Here is a 20,643-nt window from a genome sequence, read left to right as displayed (position 1 = left end):
GGGTCCCTGCTAATCTACTGAGGAGGTATAATATGAGTACCGATGGTAATAAACAAAATACGAATAAGCGTAAGAAGAAAAATAAAAATAAGTCTTTAAACAAAATATTGAAAGTTATAGTTATAGTTCTGCTATTGGCTATTTTTATTGGCACCGGAGCTGCTTTAGGCACTGCTTATGCATGGATAAAAAGTGCTGAACCTCTGGACACAAAAGAGGTATTTAACCTTGATCAAACCTCTTATATAGTTGATGAAAAGGACCGAGTCATCGATAAGCTTCACGCTAATGAAAACAGAAGCATCGTGACTCTTGACCAAATTCCTAAAAATCTTCAAAACGCTTTTATTGCTATTGAGGATAAAAGATTTTACAAGCATAATGGCATTGATCCTCAGCGCATGGTTGGATCGCTCATCGAAGACATAAAGCTCGGCAAACTAGCGCATGGTGCAAGTACTATTACTCAACAGCTCATAAAAAATGTTTATCTTACACAAGATAAACAATGGAAGCGTAAGGTAGTAGAGATGTATTATGCTATACAATTGGAACGTCAATTCACAAAGGACCAAATTCTGGAGGCATACCTTAATACTATTGGATTAGGCGGTAATAATATAGCAGGCGTAAAAGAAGGCGCTCTATATTATTTCGCTAAAGATCTAAAGGACCTTAGTCTGGCGGAGTCAGCTGTAATAGCAGGAATTACCAATTTACCCTCAGCTTATTCACCATATTTAAATTATGATAAATCAATGAAGCGTAAGAACTTAATTCTTGGTGAAATGCTTAAACAAAATATGATTTCAAAAGATGAATATGACAAGGCTATTATTGAAGAGATTAAGCTGGCCAAAGCCGAAAAAGAAGTAGATACTACTTATTTTGCTGATATGGTTATTAAAGATGTTACTCAAGCTTTACAAGATAAATTGGGCTATACAAAAGAGGAAGCCAACAGAAAAGTATTTAACGGCGGATTGAAGATTGTTGCAACAATTGATACTGATTTGCAAAATATCTTAGAAGAATCATTCAACAATCCGGATTTGTTCCCTAAATCAAGTGAAGATGAAAATAACATTTTGCAGCCTCAAGCTGCAATGGTAATTTTAGACAATAAGACAGGCGAAATTAAAGCGGTTATGGGCGGAAGAGATCCAAAAGTAAGAAGGGGGCTGAACAGAGCAAATTCTGATCAGACTCAACGCCAGCCGGGGTCGGCTATAAAGCCGTTAGCTGTGTATGCGCCTGCATTGGATAACGGTTATACTACAGGAACTGTAATAGATGATGCTCCTGTTACATTTGGAACTTATTCTCCAAGAAACTATGACAGAAAGTTCAACGGCTTAGTTACCGTAAGAGAAGCAATTCAACGTTCTCTTAATGTAGTAGCTGTAAAAATTGTACAAGATATTGGAGTGGAACGTTCATATGAATACCTCCAGAAATTCGGTATTACAACATTAGACAAGACAAATGATAAAAACCTTCCTGCTTTAGCTTTGGGCGGTATGACAAAAGGTCTTAAACCCCTTGAATTAGCAGCTGCTTACAATGTTTTTGCCAATAAAGGTGTATATGTTAAACCTATCTCCTTCACCAAGGTATACGACAGATATGGTAATATATTGCTGGACAACGCTCCAGAGAAGCACAGAGTAATAAGTGAACAAGTAGCATATCTTATGGTAGACATAATGAAGGGTGTTGTAAAAGGAGGCACAGGAGGAAGTGCGGCGTTAGCAAATATGCCTGTTGCCGGAAAAACCGGTACGACCTCTGAGCAAAAAGATGCATGGTTTGTTGGCTATACTCCTTATTATACTGCTGCAGTTTGGATAGGCCATGATATGCCAAAGAAAATGAGCTTTACAGGAGGTTCTTACCCTGCTAGGCTATGGAAATCAGTTATGCAGACAATACACAAAGACTTGCCAAGGAAAGACTTTGAAAGACCGGATGGCTTAGTATCTGTACAGATATGCACTGAGTCGGGCAAAAGGCCGTCCGAGCTGTGCGCACTGGATCCAAGGGGCTCCACAATACGTTCAGAATTATTTGTAAAAGGAACAGAGCCGTCTGAGGACAGCATATGTGATATACATGTAATTAAGGATGTATGCATTGAGTCTAATAAACTGGCATCAGAGTATTGTCCTCCTGCTTCCATACAGTCAAAAGTTTTTATACAAAGGCCTGAATCATTAGATCCTAATAACGCTATGCCTGCTGACTATATATATGAAGCACCAACTTCAATATGTGATATACACAAAACTTTTATGCCGAATGAAGGCGATGACTATGAAATAGACAATGATGCAGGGGAAAGCGATAGCAGCGGCAGTGATGATTATTAATTGAGCAAAGATTGTTTTAAAGAGAAGCCAATTTAGGCTTCTCTTTATTCATGCAGAAGCATCCTTGCAGTTCAATCGTGCTTTTTCATAATATTTGCGCTTATCTTCTCTTCAATATCTGATCTTATTTCATTTTCGCCTTCCTGTTCCATGTTGAGAAAAGCTTTGTTGACACGATAATAATTGTTCTGTTTCATACAATTCACCTCAAACTAATATGGTAAACTTAGCTCGCACAAGCTTTGCTTTTTCAGGTATATGATCCAAAGGCTTACTTTTTGTTGCCATCCAAGAAAAATATGAAATTAGTATTATTATTAATACAATGAATAAAAATCGTAACCTTATCATATTTCACCTCAAGTCGCTTCTAATATTAGTATTAATAATTTATTTATAATAATTCATTAATCCAAAAAAAGAAAAGTCTCTAAAAAAATCTCAGAAACTTCCTTTATAAAGGTTAAATTATTATAAATATTAAGTTATTCTTTTTCTTAGCTTGTCGAGAATTTTTTTCTCTATCCGTGATACCTGAACTTGAGATATTCCCAACATATTAGCCACCTGACATTGGGTGTTTTCGCTGAAATATCTAAGCATTATTATCTGTCTCTCTCTAGGTTCCAAAGTAGCAAGAACTTCTCTCAGCGCTATCTTGTCTATTAAATCTATATCCTCCAGACTCTCATTTTGAATTTTATCAATAAGCAAAACCGGTGAACCATCATCCTGATAAATAACCTCCTGCAAGGATTGAGTAGAATTGATAGAATCCATAGCGACGATCAAATCTTCTGCAGGTATATCAAGTTCAGCTGCTAATTCAGATACTGTCGGCTCTCTGCCAAAGTTCTTTTCTATATTTTCTTTATAGGCATTAGCTTTTATAGCAATCTCCTTGATGCTTCTGCTTACTTTTATTAATCCATCATCTCGCAAAAATCTTTTAATTTCACCTATTATCATAGGTATGGCATATGTAGAAAATCTCACATTATATGAGCTGTCAAATTTTTTTATCGCTTTTAGCAGGCCTATGCTGCCGATCTGCACCAGATCTTCATATTCGCAGCCCCTGTTTAAAAATCTCTTCACAACACTGCGCACCAAGCCTAAATTTTGCGATACTATATAGTTTTCAGCACTTGTATCTCCGCTCTGGGCTTTTAAAATAATATCTATTATGGCTTCTTGAGAAAGCTCTGACCAATCCATAAGATACTCCTTCAGTCTTTTTTAAAGTTTTTTCTCATTATGATGGTTGTACCCTTCCCGGGCTCGGACAATATGCTAACCTCATCCATAAATGTTTCCATAACAGTAAAGCCCATACCTGATCTTTCCAGCTCCGGCTTGCTGGTATATAAAGGTTGTCTCGCCATCTCAATATCCTCTATTCCCTTGCCTTTATCACTTATTTCAATTTCTACCATATTATCAATTATCCTGCAGATTATTGTCACGTATCCCTGTTCATATTCGTAACCATGTATTATACAATTGGTTACAGCCTCAGACACGGCGGTTTTAATTTCTGATATTTCCTCAATAGTCGGATCTAGCTGAGCTGCAAAGGCAGCTACTACTGATCTTGCAAAGCTTTCGTTTTGCGATTTGCTTAGAAACTCAAGTTTCATTTCATTGTCAACTCTCATTAAATTACGCTCCTTTACAGTTTTTCTATGGCAGTTTTTTTATTGTCAAAGCTAGGTATGATTCTTTTGAGACCGCAGATTTCGTAGATTCTCTTTATCTGAGGCTTCATCGATGCTATACCTACCTTCCCTCCGTTAGAGGCTATGAACTTATATCTCCCGATTATGACACCAATCCCTGAGCTGTCCATAAAATTGAGATGACTCATATCAAACAAAATATTTTTAGGATTTTTAGCCAAAATTTCATCATCGATTTCATCCCTGGCGTAGCTTGAGCTATGATGGTCTAACTCACCATTAAGCTTTATAATCAATATATTATTGAGTGTCTCAAAGTTAACTTGCATTATTTTCCCCCCATTACCATAGTAGTATTATTATTCTTTACTCAACTTTTTTTTCCTTCAACGAAAAATGTAATATTTTGTATTGTTCATAATTTTAGTCACTTTTTTTTATTTCTTTCTAAAAAAATGAAACCTTAATCTATTTTTGTCGTATAAATACATGAAAACATTGTGAATTATTTTGAAAGCTATGTGTTATACTTGATTTAGATGAGGAGTGATTTGAGTGAATATTCTTATATTTTCAGTTTCTATTGGAAACGGCCACGACCAGGTAGCTCATACCATCAGAAATGAATTTATATCTGCTGACCCCGAGAACAGTGTAAAAATTATTAATACGATAAGTCTGATCAGTCCACTGCTTGATAAGGTGATATTGGACAGTTATCTTAATATATTAAAATTCTATCCAAAGGCCTGGGGTAAAATTTATGAGAAAACCAATAAGCTGGATCCTATAATAGATATTAATGAAATAGCAAATAAGCTGGTTACAGTATGGTTTAAGAAGCCTACTGTGAATTTTGAACCTGATGTAATTTTCTGTACCCATAGTTTTCCTGCTTCAATTATTTCCAATCTAAAGGAGAAGAAAATTATTAATTGTCCTCTTATCACTATTATTACAGATTATAATATACATTCCTCATACATTAATGAACATACGGATTATTATGTTATTCCTCACGAAAGTCTTATATATGCAATGAAGGATTTCGGGGTCCCTTCGAACAAAGTATTGCCTTTGGGCATACCTATAAGAAGAGAGTTTTCTTTTACCATGGATAGAAAAAAGCTCGTTGAAGATTTAAAACTCGCAGACAAAAAAACCATTCTTGTTATGGGAGGCGGCTTAGGATTAGGTTCAATAAATAGAATAGTCAAAGAACTGGATAGAAAGCTCAGCAATATACAGATTATTGCCGTTGCGGGGCGCAACGAAAGATTGGAAGTAAAGCTTAAAAACCTGGATACAAAAAACCTGCTTGTTGTCTATGGCTTTGCAAATAATATGCATGAACTCATAGAAGTGTCTGACCTGGTTATAACTAAACCGGGCGGCGTTACTACGGCAGAAGTTCTATCCAGGGAAAAGCCCTTAATAATATTTTCTCCCATTCCCGGACAAGAATCCGATAATGCAGAATTTCTCTTAAATAGCGGTGTTGCCGCGACCACATCCGATGTGGGAAAGATACCGCCATTGATCAACCAAATATTAAATCATGAAGTAAGGATTGAAAGCATGAAGAAATTATCCTCATGCCTTAAAAAGCCCTATTCGGCTGTAGATATGGTAAATTTCGTAACAAAAACCTACAAAAAATAATTAGATTGGAACCATCTAAAAAAATTTGGAAGAGCGTAAAATATTATTGCATTTTATATTTTTATAACCTATAATGTTATTGAAATTGAATAGGTCTAGAATAAATCGCTCTGCAAAAGCCTCTACTTATTGCATCGAAGTTTAGGCTTTTTTTTAATTCTAAATAATAGCTTGGAAAGGAAGTGTTAATCAAGTTGTATAAATTAGATCAGGCAAAAACACCTTTATTAGACGCACTAATGGAATATGTTAATAATAATACAGTTCCATTTCATGTTCCTGGCCACAAAAAAGGTCAAGGTATGTGGAGTGAATTTAAAAGCTTCGTTGGAGCAAACGTATTATCAATGGATGTAACCGTTTTTAAACAGGTAGATAGCCTTCATAAGCCTACAGGCGCAATAAAAGCAGCACAGGAGCTTGCTGCAGACGCCTACAACACGGACTATACATTCTTTTCTATTCATGGCACTTCAGGAGCTATACAAGCTATGATTATGAGCGTTGTTGGACCGGGGGATAAAATAATTATACCTCGCAATGTTCATAAATCTGTAACTGCAGGTATAATATTAAGCGGCGCATCTCCAGTATACATGCAGCCTGAAATTGATCATACTGTTGGGGTTGCACTCAATGTTACGACGGAAACTGTTGAAAATGCTTTGGAAGAAAACCCTGATGCAAAAGCAGTATTGATTGTAAACCCGACATATTATGGGGTTTCTACAGATATAGAAAAAATCGTAAATATAGTTCATAGTTATAATATTCCTTTAATAGTTGATGAAGCTCATGGACCACATTTGCATTTTAATAGCAAACTTCCTATTTCTGCTGTAGATGCAGGAGCAGATATATGCTCACAGAGTACTCACAAGATAATTGGCTCTATGACTCAAAGTTCTTTGCTCCATGTTAAAAAAGGTTTTGTAGATGTAAACAGAGTCAAGACAGTTTTGAGCCTGCTTCAAACTACGAGCCCTTCATATATTCTTTTAGCATCTCTTGATGCGGCAAGAAAACAAATGGTCATGGACGGCAAGGAGCTTTTAGACAAAACTATTGAATTGGCTAATTATGCTAGGGAAAGCATTAATTCTATTGAAGGGTACTATTGTTTTGGTGAAGAGGTATTGAGCAAAAAAGGTGCTTATGCTTTTGATCCTACAAAGGTTACCATTACTTGTAAGGACTTAGGTTTAAGCGGTTATGAACTGGAACGTATATTAGCTGAGAAATATTATATTCAACCTGAAATGTCAGATTTATATAATGTGCTGTGCGTATTTTCTCTAGGAGATACTGAAGAAAGCGTTGACAAGCTCATCAATGCTCTAAAAGAAATTAGCGATGTTCAATGTTGCTCATTAAGAAGAAAGATTGAAATTATCGATGTTCCTGATATACCGGAGCAGGTATTGACTCCTAGGGATGCTTTCAACAGCATGACAGTTTCTGTTCCATTACCTGACAGCATGGGCCAGATAAGTGCAGAGTTTTTGATGGCATACCCTCCAGGTATACCTATACTATGTCCCGGAGAAATGATTACAAAGGATATCATTGACTATGTCAAAGCTTTGAAAGAAGCTAATCTCTATGTTCAAGGGACCGAAGATCCCGAAGTAAATTATATTAAGGTAGTCAGCGATTTAAATATTTTCAATATAAATGAGTAGAGGTTTTGCAATGCAAAACCTCTACTCATTTATATTATTGTGCTCAATTCTACTCCAGACCTTTTCCCAAATTTCTTTATGTACATGCTTTGATTCTTTTTCTCCATTTACTACAATATAATTATATTTATCTGCTAAATATAGGTAAGATTGCTTTACTTTATCCAAAAAGCTATAGTCTCTTTCGTATACATCTCTTCTTTCTTCATGTTTTCTGGTACTTGAAGTCTGTGAAGATATATCTATCAATACAACTAAGTCCGGTTGGGGCAGTTTGCTTTCCAATTCAAGCATCCAGTTCAGTTCCAGATCGTTTGCCAAGCCATATGCAAGACCTGATGGAATATATCTGTCTACAACTAAAAAATCACTTTGCTCCAAGATATTTAGAAGGGATTCGGCTTTTTCATAGCGATTTGCAGCATAGAGCAACTGCCTGACCTGAGGACTGAAATTCCTTCGGCCTTCCAGAAAAAGCTGAATCTCTTTTCCCAAAGGAGTATCAACATCGTGAAAATGCATATATTCAGCCTTATAGCCTAATTCTCTGAGCTTTTTTACAAACAACCTTGACTGAGTTCCTTTTCCTGATTGATCCATACCTTCAAATACGATTAATATCCCTTTACTCTTCAATTTATCCTCCATCACATGTCAATTATAAGTCAATTTTTTCAATAATATGAAATATCAATTTTTTAACCTTGCTGTTATTCTCATTGAATACCCTAAAGACCTCTTCTTCAGTAACAGGCTTAATATCTTCATCGCCTTCAAGTCCCGCATCATAGTCTGTTATCAGAGCAATGTTTATGTAGGGAATATCTAACTCCTTTGCTAATATGCATTCAGGATATTGAGTCATATTTATTACATCCCAGCCCATTTTGCTGAACCAGCGACTTTCTGACTTAGTAGAAAACCTGGGACCTTGAATTACTACAACGGTTCCGCTATTGTGTGCTTTAATATTCAACTCTTTGCACGCCTCAGTGGCCAATCCCCTCAGCTTAGCATCGTAAGGCTCTGCGCCTGATATATGCTTGGTCTCCGGGCCTTCGAAATAGGTGTCCTTTCTTCCCCAGGTTCTGTCTACAAAGTCATCACATATTACAAAGTCTCCCGGCTTTATATACGGCTTCAAACTTCCCGATGCTGTTGGAGCAATGATACTTTTTACTCCAAGCATTTTCATAGCATATAGATTAGCTCTATAAGGAATTGTATGGGGAGGATAAGAATGATTTTTGCCATGTCTGGGCAAAAATGCAACTTTTTTATCCCCTATCGATGCAATTGATATCTTGTCACTTGGCTTGCCATAAGGTGTATCAATATCTATTTCATCGACCTCAGGCAAAAAAGAATAGAAACCGGAGCCCCCGAATACTCCTATATCAGCTTTATGTTCCACAAAAATTCCTCCTCTTTATCAACTCTATTGTCATGACTGATAACGATTCCAAATGCCCCAGGGCATCTTCTCTTGCTCCTTTGGAGCAATTCGCCTTATGCTCCCAAACTAAGACTTTGTAAGCTTGCACTATTTTATCAGTTATGAAAACAGATTAATACCTACATAAATATTACTATACATATCAACATTTATCCAGATATAAATACCCTGCGTGGTAATCCATGTGGAACCGTGTTCCCAGTTCCCTATTTAATAATTCTCCAAAAACTTAGGCCCTAAATAGCGCTTAATTTTATCTTCATCGCTTTCATAAGACAAGTCAATAGGCTTCCTGTCGTTATCCTCAAAGATCACTCTTACAGTTGCGTCACCTTTTAGAAATTGTTCTGCAACTGTTTTCTCATCCACCTCTCTTTTTTTTACGGCCTTTCTGGATTTCTCACTTTTCTCAAACTCCCTGGCAAAATAGCTGCCGGATATTCTTATTACTTTAATGTATCTCATATTTTTCACCTCAAAAATAATGCTTGAAATTCTAATTCAATCTGATTATCTTGTTTTTTATCAAAACATCAAGGCTTAATTTCTTGATCGTACCGTTGAAGTCCGCTATAATTCTGCATCCTTCCGACGTCTCACTGATTTCCTTAACAGTACCATCACCAAAATGTTTATGATGTATTATATCACCGGATTTAATATTGCATTTATAATCTTTTAGCCATGCATCTATCTCTTCTATAAATCTGGAGGCTGAAGTTTTCTGAGAAAATCTGTGCTTAGGAACAACTATCCATAGTTCGTTTCTCGCCCTTGTCATAGCGACATAAAACAGTCTTCTCTCATCTTCCAGGTCAGCTGATAATATAGCATCATCTCTATAATACGGCACTATACCGTCTACTGCTCCTGATATGAAAACCTGATCAAATTCTAATCCCTTAGCTTTATGCATAGTCATTAAAGCTACGCTGTCACTTTTTTTAGTATCTCTATATTTATTGCGAACTGACTCCGCAATTTTTCTTATATGCTCGATATAATCCAATATATTGGTGAAGCTCTCTGCTGAACTGTTTATTTCTTCTAATATTTCCTTGAACAATTTTAATTCTATAGATTTCACATATGCGTAATCCCTTATATATTCTTCATATCCTGCAAAGCTTCTTATATATCTGACTGCTTTACCCGGAGGCATATCTTTAATTCTTAATAAGCTATCTTTCAATTCATACAGCTTTCTTATCTGAAGGTCGTTTAAAGCACCTGATTTGATAATATTATCTATAAGATCTCCATCTTTATTTAAAGCATTCTCTATAACTGTTCTGGCTATGTAACGATTTGGTTTGTTTATTATCCTTAATATGCTATTATTTTTTTCTATACCTAACGCAGCTTTAAAATAACACAATATGTCCATAAATATCCAGTGATTATATACTGACGCCACCCCATCATAAGATATAAAGGGTATATTACCTGCAATAAAGGCATCAATTAGGGCCCTTGACTGGAGGTTGGTCCTGTATATGACCGCAAATTCCGAATAATTTCCGCCCTTCTTTACTCGGCTTGCTATCTTTTCTCTAATTATCTTAGCTTCTTCCTCAAAATCTTCAACTCTTACCACCGAAGGGTACATGCCCATATCTTTTGTAGTCTTAAAGCTTTTCTGATATCTATTTCTATTATTATTTATTAAGGACATGGCAGAATTTATTATAGCCTTGCTGCTTCTGTAATTATACTTCAACGTTATTTTGGCAGAAGCTTTATATGCATTGGAAAATTCAAACATTATCCCTGGGTCTGCCCCTCTAAACCTATATATAGATTGGTCATCGTCACCTACAATAAAGATATTGTTTAATGGCGACGCAATAATCTTCATAGTTTCAAATTGTACTTTATTTATATCTTGAAACTCATCAATAAGTATATAACCGAATTTTTCCCTAACGCTTTTTAACACATGCGGGTTATTGACAAGTATATGGTAACAATGTGTTAGCATATCGTCATAATCATATTTTCTGTTATTATGCTTATAGTTTTCATACTGTTCTGCAATGCTTTTAAATGCATTCCTATCTATTGAATCAGGCTTATAATCATCAAGGTCCATGAGAGCATTCTGAATATATGACATTTCGCTTATTATGGCTTCTATAACCTGCTCATCCTCGAAAAAGCTATAACCTGAGCTTTTTATTATTGATTTTATTATCATATATCTCTCTTTTTCATCCAGGATATCTTCCAGCCTATAATCTTCATATTTCCTCAATATTCTAAAAAATATGGAGTGAAAAGTACCGAATGTTACAGCATTATATTCTTTTGAATATCCCGGGAGCTTGCAGAACCTTTCTTCCATCTCTTTAGCAGCCGCCTTTGTAAATGTCACTACAAGTATTTTCCCAGGCCCAACTCTATGATGTTTGACCAAATACATCACCCTATGAGTTATCACAGTGGTCTTTCCCGTTCCGGGGCCTGCTATTACCAGGCAAGGACCTTTATAATGCCTGACAGCTTCCAGTTGCTCATCATTCAATTTTTCTAAATTTGCTTTCATATATGACACACCTTAAAAAAGGGGAGAACTAAGTCCCCCCTGAAGTTTTATATTATAATCTCATCCCTTTTTCAAAGGCCTTAATATTAATTTCAAGCATTTTCTCAGGTATAATTTCCTTTAGAATCTCTATCCAATCAATTTCATTAAGCTCAAAAGCTTTAACCAGCGCTCCCAGCAGGACAATATTCTGGGTTTTAATATTTCCCAACTCCATAGCAGTTTTGGCGGCATCAATTTCTATGGTTTTAAAATTCTTTGCTAAAGCTTCCATTACGCCTTGAGGATATTCAGCCTTACCAATAGCTATGGGCAGAGACGGTATCTCATAATTATTTACTACTACTATGCCATCAGGCTTTAGATATTCTATCCATCTTGCTGCTTCCATTTTTTCAAAAGCCACCAAGATATCAGCCATACCTCTGCCTATTATTGGTGAATATACTTTTTCTCCGTATCTGACTTGGGTAGTAACGCTTCCTCCCCTCTGAGCCATGCCGTGGACCTCTGACATCTTCACATCATATCCTGCTTTAACAAGGCCCGAAGTTAGAATCTTGCTCACCAGAATTGTACCTTGACCTCCGACCCCTACAAGAAGAATGTTCTTTACTGCTTTCATCCTATTCACCGACCCTTCCTATAGCATCAAACTTGCATACCTGCATACATACCTCGCAGCCTACGCACATGGATTGCTCTATATAAGATTTCCCGTCTTTGAAAAATATTGCCGGGCATCCTACCTTTAAGCACATTTTGCATTTTTTGCATTTATCTCTATCAACTGCGCACTTTGTCTTTGGAGCTGGCAAGCCTTTTATCAAGACACAAGGGCGTTTTGTCACTATTGCATAGGATTCATCTGCTTCTTCAGCTTCCTTTATGACTTCATCCATGGCCTTCAAGTCGCACGGATCAACAACTTTAACTGTTTTATATCCTATGGCCTTTAATATTTCTACAACATCTATCTCAGGAGCAGGATCACCCATCAAAGTTTTTCCGGTACCCGGGTTCTGCTGGTGCCCGGTCATACCTGTAATCCTGTTGTCCAGTACAATCGGAACCATTTTGCCTTTATTATACAATATATCTATGGCACCCGTTATTCCCGAATGGAAGAAGGTAGAATCTCCTACAACCCCAAATACCTTTCCTTGCCTGCCTGAGGCCTCAAAGGCTTTTGACATGCCCATTCCTGCAGTAAAGCCGGCTCCCATGCAAATGCATGTATCCAAAGCTTCAAGAGGCTGAGCTCCGCCAAGTGTATAGCATCCTATATCGCCGGTCACTACTGTATTTTTCTTTTTTGACATTGTGTAGAAAAATCCTCTATGAGGGCAGCCCGGGCAAAGAACAGGGGGGCGCGGCACCACATTTACTTCCAATGGTTTTGATTCATATGTCTTGTCCAACATGACCTTGGCAATTATTTCAGGATTTAATTCGTATATAATCGGTATAAGCTCCTTGCCTATACATTTAATTCCTGCTGCCTTGATTTGCTCCTCCATAAATGGTTCAAGCTCCTCAACTACATATAGAGTTTCAACATTTTCAGAAAACTCCTTTATGAGGGCCATCGGCAGGGGATAAGTAAAGCCCAGCTTCAGATAGGAAGCATTATCCCCGAATATTTCTTTTACATACTGATATGCTATTCCAGAGGTAATAATTCCGATACTCTTATTATTATACTCAGCTTTATTAAGCGGAGATTTATTTGAATACTCCTCTAAATCCTTTAGCCTTTTTTCTACTCTTACATGTGCAAGCTTTGCATTAGCCGGAGTTGCAACATATTTAGGTATGTTCCTGCTATAAGGTTTAAAAGGAACATCTTCTCTTTCGCCAAACTCAACAATGCTCTTACTGTGACAAACTCTCGTAGTTACTCTGAACAAAACCGGCGTATCAAATTCCTCGCTGATTCTATAGGCTTCCTTTATAAAATCCTTGCATTCCTGACTGTCGGAAGGCTCTATCATCGCCATCTTTGCAAACCTTGCATAGTATCTGTTGTCTTGTTCATTCTGAGAGCTGTGCATGCTCGGATCATCAGCAGTAATCAATACAAAGCCTGCGTTTACTCCAAGATATGCATAGGTAAAAATGGGGTCAGCTGCTACGTTTAAACCAACATGCTTCATAGCTGCCAGGCTCCTTGCTCCACCAATAGACGCACCGATTGCTACCTCGGTTGCCACTTTCTCATTCGGTGCCCATTCAGAGTAAATCTTATCCTTATACTCTACCATATTTTCCAGAATTTCTGTGCTGGGAGTTCCCGGGTAAGCAGCCGCTACTGTAACCCCAGCCTCATAAGCTCCTCTGGCAATTGCTTCATTGCCTGACATTAAATGTCTCACAAGAATTCCCCCTTAGATTATTTTATATTTTTGGCTATAATGCTTCCCATAGCAATAGAAAGTAATTTTGTTTCAGAAGTATCTGCTCTGGACACCAAAACAATGGGTGCCTTAGCTCCCATTATAATGCCTGCAGATTTTGAATCTGCAAAGTAGGTCAATGATTTGCCGAGGGCGTTTCCTACTTCGTAATAAGGCACTAATAAAATGTCTGCATTTCCCCCGCCCTCGCCTTTATATCTTTTATGTTCGCATGCTTCCTTGCTGATGGCCAGATCCAAAGCAACCGGGCCTTCTACAACAGTTTCCAATTTGGTCCATTTATCATGCATATTGGATAATGCATCAGCATCGACAGTCGCTGGGATCTTAACATTAACGGTTTCTGCTCCGGCGAGAACAGAAGCATATATTTTACTCAATCCCATAGCCTTGCATACTGAAATAGCGTTTTCAAGTATTTTCACCTTTTGCTCCAGGTCAGGGGCAACATTGATGCCTCCGTCTGTTAAAAACAATAATTTATGGTAGCTTGGAACCTGATATACCATGACATGGCTTATCAAGCTGTCCTTTCTCAATCCGGCTTCCTTATCCAAAACGGCTCTCATAATATCAGCAGTCTGTAAAATTCCCTTCATCAAAAAATCTGCTTTTCCTTCTCTTACCAAAGATACAGAGATTTTAGCCGATTGTATTACATCTGGTTCATGTATAATCCTGTATTCGTCTGCCATATTGATATCATCCATGATATTTCTTATAGCAGCTTCATCTCCTACTAAGATGGGCTCTACCAACTTCATCTTTGCGGCTGAATTTACAGCCTCCAGCACATCTTTATCCTGGGCAGCTGCCACAGCAAGCTTCATTGTCTTATTGTTTTTTACAGCTGACAGCAGTTCATCAAAGTTTTTTATCATGTCTTCACCTCCGTAAATCCCGTTTTTAATATCCTAATGACTTATTTATTATAATAATCTCAATATCAATCTTTGATGGTTTCTTTTCTAATATGGCAGTCACACTACACATCCTCTGAGGACTGTCACAATCGTTGCATTTCCCGGTTATTGCGCAGGGTGTCTTAAGATTGAGCCTCCTTGCATTTTTATATGTATTTTCTTTAATTCTCTCAATCGCTTTTTCCAAATTCTCTGCCAGTTTATTAATACCACATATTATATAGACTTTTTTAGGGCCGAATATCATAGAAGTCACTCTATTACCAACCCCATCAATATTTACCAGCTGCCCTTTTACTGTAAATGCATTAGTGCTTGTAAGATAGACATCCGCCCTGGAAGCGTTTATTCTGGCATTATCCATGCTTTCAGGAGTAGTTTCAAGCCAATGAAAAAATACCTTATTGCCCCTCTCCAGCAAGAGTTTGGGAAGCTCTAATTCTGTGATCGTCATACTTCCCCCAATTCCAATGGAATCTGTCTCCTTGATTTCTTCCAGCAGAGTTTTAACTGCGGTGTCCGAATCTTCAAAAAATCGGGCCTTAAAGTTATTCTTATTAAGAGCTTTGATTGTATCCTCAATTCTTTTATCCATGAAAACACCCCCTCTCCTTCTCTCATTTTTTATTTTATCACAACATACATATGCTGTCCAAGCGTGAAAAGAACCTCTTTTAATATTGCTGCAGTTTAAAAGAGGTTTGAAGACAATTATTCCTCCGCCATAACCAGGTCTATTTCTTCTTTTAGCTTGTCCTTATTTATTACGAAAAATGAAAGGCCCTCCATAGTCTTAGGATTTCCAGGTACAGTATGGAAAAATATACTCTCAGAGTTTATATCTTTTGCCTTATTGGCAAAATACATCATTTCTTTAGGCGTCATGCTGGTTTTTACGTATTTTGTTATTGGGCTTTGGAGCTTGAGAAAGTTTGCAACAATGTTTCCGTTTATAACCTTTTCCATGCCCAGCTTAACAATTTGCTGCTGCATTTTTATTCTGCCCAAATCCCCTTCTTTATAGCCTCCGCCTTTGTTGTTTTTTCTCCAGCGCAATAGCTTTACGATATCCTCGCCATTCTTTACTACTTGTCCTTTTTTAAAATGAATATGAAGATCATCAGCAGGATCATCATAATTCATGTCATTAGGCACTTCTACTTTTAAGCCGCCCAGCCCGTCTACAATAGCCTTTACAGCTTCATAGTCAAATTGCACATAATAATCAATATCCATCTTGGTAATATATTCTACTGCTTTTACAAGGCCTTCAGCGCCGCTGCTCCCATATACTGCATTAACCTTCTTTTGGGCTGCATGATTATAACCTTTTCTAGGGTAATAGGTATCCCTGGGAATCGAAAAAATGTCTACTTTATCTTTTTCCATATCATAACTTGCCATCATTATTGTGTCGGACAAATTCTTGGCAACCCCTATGACCAGTACATTCACCCTTTTATCCGGCATTGGAGATACTCCATCAGTGGGTTTAATGCTTATACTGTTCAAAAATAAATATAGTACACCATATAATGAAGCTAAAGCTACCGCAAAGCTGATCAAAAATATTTTAAGAAATTTTTTCTTTTTGCTCAAAATCTTACCTCCAAGTTATCAAAAAAAATTTAGAGTATCCTATATATCCTGCTTAATGTATTTTTTTTCTCCGCCAAAGTCTTCTATTCTATATAGATCAGCATAGCTTAATCCTTTATTCTTCACTATCTCCACTATTTCATCATAATTTTCCTGACTGAATTTGACCGCCAAGCCACAGCTTGATGCTATACTTCTGGGAACAGGCATCATTATAATATTAGAATTATTCTCATTTGCTGCTTTTTCAAACATCAATGCATGATGTGTTGAATTAAATGTAAAAATATATTGTTTTTCAGCCATTTTTATCACCTCTTGACGATTATATATTATACTATCCTTTTTCCTCATAATCAAATTAATGTTTTATCTGCCCGGGTTGTTATTTTTAATCAATTATTTTTGACTTAATCCATATAGAGTTGTATCATTTAGATGATATTTAATTTTTCAATATTTATTATGGGGGTAGCAGAAATGGATTTTAAGCAAATAGAAGCCTTTGTTTATGTAGTCCGGCACAAAAGTTTTTCAAAAGCTGCTGATGCTATATATTTAACCCAGCCAACCGTAAGCGCTCATATAAATTCTTTAGAAAATGAAATCGGCACCAAGCTGATTGACAGATCTGCAAAGGAGGTTTTACCTACAGAAGCCGGTAAGATATTTTTTGAATATGCTCTCAATCTTATGAACACAAGAGATGCAGCGGTATTTTCTCTCAACGGCTTCACAAAGGGTTCTTCAGGAAAGCTTGAAATTGCAGCATCTACTGTCCCGGGCCAGTATATAATCCCCGAACTAATCCTCGGATTTCAGAAAAAATATAAAAATATCGTTTTTAATTTAATACAGTTGGACACAAAACAAGTAATTGAAGAACTGCTGGATAACAGCTTTGAGATAGGTGTAGTAGGCTCAATAATCAATAATGAAAAGCTAAAATACGAAAAATTGCTTGAAGATAAAATGGTTATTATAACTCCCAAAAATAAAAGAATTGCAGAAATAGACGGCAATAAGATATCGATGGAAGACTTGAAAAATGAGAATTTCATTTTTAGAGAGACAGGCTCAGGTACTAGAAAGGAATTTGAAAAAAAGCTGATCAAGGCTGATATAGATCCAAAATCAATAAATGTAGTCGCTCAAATGAACAGCACCGAAGCGATAAAGCAAGCGGTGAGCCTTGGGCTTGGGGTTTCTATCGTGTCTTCAATAAGCGCAGAAGATTATGTTAAGTTCGGGTTGATAAATGCCTATGAATTAAAGGAATTCAGTTTGAATAGAGAGTTCTATATGGTTTACCATAAGAGCAGGCCTATGTCTCCAATAACTGATATGTTTAAAGAATATGCTATATCCTATTATGAAAACCATTAGTCAAGATTAAAATGATTGATGCGGCGCTGTCCCGCATCAATCATTTTAGCAAAAATTATAATAAAAATTCATCATTTTCTGTATAAACTTTTATACCGTCATTTATGAACATTTGAGCGCAAAGGCCATTTCCCTTTATCAGCTTTCCGGAAAAAGTCCCATCATAAATCAAGCCATGACCGCAGGACGGACTTTTGGATTTCAGTATTGCATATTTGCACCCATATAAATGAGCTATTCTCAGTGCCTCTTCTGCTCCTTTCCTGAAAAATGAGGTCACATCTTCACCATGATGATTTTTAACAGTACCACTCCCTGCAGAAATTTCTGATGGGTATCTTGGAGTAGACATGCCTCCAAGCTGTTCAGGACATACAGGTATCAAATTATGATATTTTAGCAATGCCTTTACACCTTCATTATTGCAGCTGTCTCCATCATATCTGGTATTTATGCCTAAAAGGCATGCGCTCACTATTATATTCATTTTATCTCTACGATGGTAGCACCAAGTCCACCCTCGTTATAACCTCCTGTCCTAAATGATTTTACATGGGCATGGTTTTTTAAAAAATCTTTTACACCGTTTCTAAGCACCCCTGTACCTTTGCCATGGATTATTGTTACAGTTGGAATGCCGGCGAGATAAACATCGTCAAGATACTTATCTATATCCAGCAGGGTCTCATCCAGAGTTTTCCCTCTGAGGTCCAGTTGATGAGGAACCTGTGAAGCCTTTGCTTTTTCAATCCTGGCATATCTTTGTGTCATAACCTCTTCTTTAACATCTTTATCCAGTTGTATATCTTTAATGTTTACATTTATTTTCATTATCCCCGCTTGAACAGTGAGGTTGCCGTTATCATCCGGCAGGGTAATTATATTTCCCTTTTGGTTTAAATTCAATATTTTCACCGTGTCACCCAGCTTCAATTTTTCCGGAGGCTTATGGCTGATTCTCGTAGTATGCGCAATCCCATAGGTTTTTTCTGTTTCATCTTCTATAGATTTAAAACCCTTTCTGACCTTTTCTATGGTTCTTGCCTTTTCTTCATTATCCTTATCTATTGCATCCCTAAGCTGTTTTATTAAAGAATCAACTTCTTCCTTATGCTTTTCTACCATAAGCCTTGCCGATCTATTAGCCTCTTCAATGACCCTATCCTTTTGTGCCATAATCTTTTCCAAACGCTTATCGGCTTCTTCTTTCGTCTTTTCGATTTCATTTCTCAGCCTTTGAGCAATATATTTCTCTTCATCTGCCTTTTTACGGCTTTCCTCCAAAGCGGCAATTACATCTTCAAACTTTATTTTATCCTTTGTGATGAATTCTTTTGCCTTCTCAACTATTAAGTCGTCAAGGCCAAGCTTTTTGGATATTTCAAAGGCGTTAGATTTTCCCGGAACTCCAATGGATAGTTTATAAGTAGGCTGTAATGTCTCAATATCAAATTCCACACTTGCATTACATACTCCGGGTGTGGTCAAGGCATAAATCTTCAACTCGCTGTAATGGGTAGTTGCTACAGTCCTTACACTTTTTTCATGGAGAAGATCCAAAATTGCCATTGCAAGTGCAGCACCCTCTGTAGGGTCTGTTCCTGCGCCAAGTTCATCCAGTAAAACCAAAGCATTCTCTGATATATTAGCTAATATTGTTACTATATTTTTCATGTGTGAGGAGAAGGTGCTCAAGCTTTGTTCTATGCTTTGTTCATCTCCTATATCCGCATATATCTGATCAAATACAGGAATTTCACTATAATCTGCTGCAGGAATATGCAAGCCTGATTGGGCCATCAGGTTAAGCAGGCCTGTTGTCTTTAGCGTAACAGTTTTTCCTCCTGTATTTGGTCCTGTTATAACTAAAGTATTAAAGCTTTCTCCCGCCCTGATATCTATCGGAACCACAATCTTAGGATCCAGCAGCGGATGCCTTGCCTTTTTAATATTTATTCTGCCCTCTATATTAATGATGGGTTCAGAACATCTATATTTAAGGGAAAACTTGGCTTTGGCAAAAATAAAGTCAAGGGTTGACAGTATCTCCATGTTAGTTTTGATGCCTTCATAATTCTCTGTTATCATTGCTGAAAGGGCTATCAAGATCCTCTCAATCTCTTCTTTTTCCCTCAGCTTCAGCTGCGTCAGATCATTATTCAATTCAACCACTGTCATGGGCTCTATAAATAAAGTAGCACCGCTTGAGGATTGATCATGGACTATACCCGGCACATTGCCCCTATATTCTTGCTTAACAGGCAGTACATATCTGTCCCCTCTCATCGTAACAATTTGTTCTTGGAGATATTTTTGGTAAGTGGAGGAGGTCACCATACTATTTAATTTATCCTTTATCTGGCTATGCTTATCTCGTATCTTCCTTCTGATAGTATTTAATTCCGGGCTCGCATTGTCTGATATTTCTTCATCATTCAATATTGAGTTGTTTATACTATTCTCTATATTCTTATATTCACTCAGCAAATTTACAAGGTCTTCAATTATAGGATAAGCACTTTCACCTTTATCCTCCTTCATGAAAGCCTTGATCTTTCTTGCAGATGCCAGGGTATAGGATGTCAGCAGCAATTCATCCATTCCCAACATTGAACCTATCTCAGCCTTTCTTAAGGCTACTCTTATGTCATGCATGCCTTCTAAAGGAAAATTTCCTCTTTTCAATATTATATCAGTAGCTTCGGTTGTTTCTTGCAGCCATTCCTTTATCTCGTATATATTATTGCTTGGTTTTAAAGATGAAGCGATTTCCCGTCCGAGGCCCGATACCGTCTCATCTGCAACAAGCTTTATTATTTTTTGGTATTCTAAAACCCGCAATGTTTTTTCATTCATTTATATCACTCCATTAATTACTATTAAATCTATTATATTGACTGATAACAATTGACGCGACTGATCCTA

General features: G+C 37.0%; 20 protein-coding genes. 4 read left to right on the top strand and 16 right to left on the bottom strand.

Annotation, left to right across the window (positions count from 1 at the left end; translation table 11 throughout):
• Positions 1–32 precede the first annotated feature (32 nt).
• Entirely contained in the window at positions 33–2,369 is a 2,337-nt protein-coding gene (locus AC4HCY_RS12040) for a transglycosylase domain-containing protein (protein WP_323432487.1), read from the top strand.
• A 71-nt stretch (positions 2,370–2,440) separates the two neighbouring features.
• On the opposite strand, the gene AC4HCY_RS12035 is transcribed toward AC4HCY_RS12040, so the two are convergent.
• From AC4HCY_RS12035 to spoIIAA, 4 genes are all read right to left on the bottom strand, one after another.
• Positions 2,441–2,566 carry a hypothetical protein gene (locus AC4HCY_RS12035; protein WP_323432486.1) on the bottom strand — a complete coding sequence of 42 codons (126 nt, stop codon included), beginning with the start codon at positions 2,564–2,566 and terminating at the stop codon, positions 2,441–2,443.
• 283 nt (positions 2,567–2,849) lie between these two features.
• Positions 2,850–3,587, bottom strand: a complete 738-nt coding sequence (gene sigF, locus AC4HCY_RS12030) for an RNA polymerase sporulation sigma factor SigF (RefSeq protein WP_323431465.1) — start codon at positions 3,585–3,587, stop codon at positions 2,850–2,852.
• Between the two features lie 11 nt (positions 3,588–3,598).
• On the bottom strand, positions 3,599–4,027 hold the full coding sequence (gene spoIIAB, locus AC4HCY_RS12025; protein ID WP_323431464.1) for an anti-sigma F factor: 429 nt from the start codon (positions 4,025–4,027) through the stop codon (positions 3,599–3,601).
• Positions 4,028–4,041: 14 nt separating this feature from the next.
• Positions 4,042–4,377, bottom strand: a complete 336-nt coding sequence (gene spoIIAA, locus AC4HCY_RS12020) for an anti-sigma F factor antagonist (RefSeq protein ID WP_323431463.1) — start codon at positions 4,375–4,377, stop codon at positions 4,042–4,044.
• A 226-nt stretch (positions 4,378–4,603) separates the two neighbouring features.
• Here spoIIAA and AC4HCY_RS12015 point away from each other — a divergent pair, with 226 nt between their 5' ends.
• Positions 4,604–5,710, top strand: coding sequence for an MGDG synthase family glycosyltransferase (locus tag AC4HCY_RS12015; protein ID WP_323431462.1), 1,107 nt, complete (start codon positions 4,604–4,606; stop codon positions 5,708–5,710).
• 194 nt (positions 5,711–5,904) lie between these two features.
• On the top strand, positions 5,905–7,392 hold the full coding sequence (locus AC4HCY_RS12010; protein WP_323431461.1) for an aminotransferase class I/II-fold pyridoxal phosphate-dependent enzyme: 1,488 nt from the start codon (positions 5,905–5,907) through the stop codon (positions 7,390–7,392).
• A 21-nt stretch (positions 7,393–7,413) separates the two neighbouring features.
• On the opposite strand, the gene tmk is transcribed toward AC4HCY_RS12010, so the two are convergent.
• The 10 genes from tmk to AC4HCY_RS11960 all read right to left on the bottom strand — a co-directional run bounded on the left by tmk (position 7,414) and on the right by AC4HCY_RS11960 (position 16,638).
• Positions 7,414–8,028 (bottom strand): dTMP kinase, encoded by a 615-nt coding sequence (gene tmk, locus AC4HCY_RS12005; protein WP_323431460.1) that lies wholly within the window; start codon positions 8,026–8,028, stop codon positions 7,414–7,416.
• Between the two features lie 22 nt (positions 8,029–8,050).
• Positions 8,051–8,806 (bottom strand): S-methyl-5'-thioadenosine phosphorylase, encoded by a 756-nt coding sequence (locus AC4HCY_RS12000; RefSeq protein ID WP_323431459.1) that lies wholly within the window; start codon positions 8,804–8,806, stop codon positions 8,051–8,053.
• 252 nt (positions 8,807–9,058) lie between these two features.
• A complete protein-coding gene (locus tag AC4HCY_RS11995) occupies positions 9,059–9,313 on the bottom strand; it encodes a hypothetical protein (protein WP_323431458.1) in 255 nt (84 codons plus the stop codon).
• Positions 9,314–9,344: 31 nt separating this feature from the next.
• Complete coding sequence (locus AC4HCY_RS11990) at positions 9,345–11,393, bottom strand: ATP-dependent helicase (RefSeq protein WP_491094335.1); 2,049 nt, start codon at positions 11,391–11,393, stop codon at positions 9,345–9,347.
• A 52-nt stretch (positions 11,394–11,445) separates the two neighbouring features.
• Entirely contained in the window at positions 11,446–12,018 is a 573-nt protein-coding gene (locus tag AC4HCY_RS11985; RefSeq protein ID WP_323431470.1) for an indolepyruvate oxidoreductase subunit beta, read from the bottom strand.
• A 1-nt stretch (position 12,019) separates the two neighbouring features.
• Entirely contained in the window at positions 12,020–13,768 is a 1,749-nt protein-coding gene (iorA, locus tag AC4HCY_RS11980) for an indolepyruvate ferredoxin oxidoreductase subunit alpha (RefSeq protein WP_323431456.1), read from the bottom strand.
• 17 nt (positions 13,769–13,785) lie between these two features.
• The gene (locus tag AC4HCY_RS11975; protein WP_491094334.1) at positions 13,786–14,691 is read right to left on the bottom strand and encodes a bifunctional enoyl-CoA hydratase/phosphate acetyltransferase; all 906 of its coding nucleotides are present in this window, start codon (positions 14,689–14,691) and stop codon (positions 13,786–13,788) included.
• A gap of 25 nt (positions 14,692–14,716) precedes the next feature.
• Positions 14,717–15,328 (bottom strand): lactate utilization protein, encoded by a 612-nt coding sequence (locus tag AC4HCY_RS11970; RefSeq protein WP_323431454.1) that lies wholly within the window; start codon positions 15,326–15,328, stop codon positions 14,717–14,719.
• Between the two features lie 116 nt (positions 15,329–15,444).
• Positions 15,445–16,332, bottom strand: a complete 888-nt coding sequence (locus AC4HCY_RS11965) for an LCP family protein (RefSeq protein WP_491094333.1) — start codon at positions 16,330–16,332, stop codon at positions 15,445–15,447.
• A gap of 39 nt (positions 16,333–16,371) precedes the next feature.
• The gene (locus AC4HCY_RS11960) at positions 16,372–16,638 is read right to left on the bottom strand and encodes a putative Se/S carrier protein (protein ID WP_323431452.1); all 267 of its coding nucleotides are present in this window, start codon (positions 16,636–16,638) and stop codon (positions 16,372–16,374) included.
• A 174-nt stretch (positions 16,639–16,812) separates the two neighbouring features.
• Between AC4HCY_RS11960 and AC4HCY_RS11955 the strand changes: the two genes are divergently transcribed.
• Positions 16,813–17,718 carry a selenium metabolism-associated LysR family transcriptional regulator gene (locus AC4HCY_RS11955; protein ID WP_323431451.1) on the top strand — a complete coding sequence of 302 codons (906 nt, stop codon included), beginning with the start codon at positions 16,813–16,815 and terminating at the stop codon, positions 17,716–17,718.
• Positions 17,719–17,773: 55 nt separating this feature from the next.
• On the opposite strand, the gene AC4HCY_RS11950 is transcribed toward AC4HCY_RS11955, so the two are convergent.
• Positions 17,774–18,205, bottom strand: coding sequence for a 2-thiouracil desulfurase family protein (locus AC4HCY_RS11950; protein WP_323431450.1), 432 nt, complete (start codon positions 18,203–18,205; stop codon positions 17,774–17,776).
• Positions 18,202–20,574, bottom strand: coding sequence for an endonuclease MutS2 (locus AC4HCY_RS11945; protein ID WP_491094332.1), 2,373 nt, complete (start codon positions 20,572–20,574; stop codon positions 18,202–18,204). The genes AC4HCY_RS11950 and AC4HCY_RS11945 overlap by 4 nt, the downstream gene beginning before the upstream one ends.
• Positions 20,575–20,643 lie beyond the last annotated feature (69 nt).

It is taken from the genome of Lutispora sp. QWL-02 (genome assembly GCF_058315355.1).
Note: the sequence above shows the minus strand (reverse complement) of the source record. Positions and strands in the feature narration are given on the sequence as shown.

What these genes read in the sequence shown, in the direction of transcription:
- spoIIAA (WP_323431463.1), bottom strand. Translation starts at nt 4,377, where the DNA reads ATGCAAGTTAACTTTGAGACACTCAATAATATATTGATTATAAAGCTT.
- AC4HCY_RS11985 (WP_323431470.1), bottom strand. Translation starts at nt 12,018, where the DNA reads ATGAAAGCAGTAAAGAACATTCTTCTTGTAGGGGTCGGAGGTCAAGGT.
- AC4HCY_RS11955 (WP_323431451.1), top strand. Translation starts at nt 16,813, where the DNA reads ATGGATTTTAAGCAAATAGAAGCCTTTGTTTATGTAGTCCGGCACAAA.
- AC4HCY_RS12035 (WP_323432486.1), bottom strand. Translation starts at nt 2,566, where the DNA reads ATGAAACAGAACAATTATTATCGTGTCAACAAAGCTTTTCTCAACATG.
- sigF (WP_323431465.1), bottom strand. Translation starts at nt 3,587, where the DNA reads ATGGATTGGTCAGAGCTTTCTCAAGAAGCCATAATAGATATTATTTTA.
- AC4HCY_RS11975 (WP_491094334.1), bottom strand. Translation starts at nt 14,691, where the DNA reads ATGATAAAAAACTTTGATGAACTGCTGTCAGCTGTAAAAAACAATAAG.
- spoIIAB (WP_323431464.1), bottom strand. Translation starts at nt 4,027, where the DNA reads ATGAGAGTTGACAATGAAATGAAACTTGAGTTTCTAAGCAAATCGCAA.
- AC4HCY_RS12040 (WP_323432487.1), top strand. Translation starts at nt 33, where the DNA reads ATGAGTACCGATGGTAATAAACAAAATACGAATAAGCGTAAGAAGAAA.
- AC4HCY_RS11970 (WP_323431454.1), bottom strand. Translation starts at nt 15,328, where the DNA reads ATGGATAAAAGAATTGAGGATACAATCAAAGCTCTTAATAAGAATAAC.
- AC4HCY_RS11945 (WP_491094332.1), bottom strand. Translation starts at nt 20,574, where the DNA reads ATGAATGAAAAAACATTGCGGGTTTTAGAATACCAAAAAATAATAAAG.
- AC4HCY_RS11995 (WP_323431458.1), bottom strand. Translation starts at nt 9,313, where the DNA reads ATGAGATACATTAAAGTAATAAGAATATCCGGCAGCTATTTTGCCAGG.
- AC4HCY_RS11950 (WP_323431450.1), bottom strand. Translation starts at nt 18,205, where the DNA reads ATGAATATAATAGTGAGCGCATGCCTTTTAGGCATAAATACCAGATAT.
- AC4HCY_RS11960 (WP_323431452.1), bottom strand. Translation starts at nt 16,638, where the DNA reads ATGGCTGAAAAACAATATATTTTTACATTTAATTCAACACATCATGCA.
- AC4HCY_RS11990 (WP_491094335.1), bottom strand. Translation starts at nt 11,393, where the DNA reads ATGAAAGCAAATTTAGAAAAATTGAATGATGAGCAACTGGAAGCTGTC.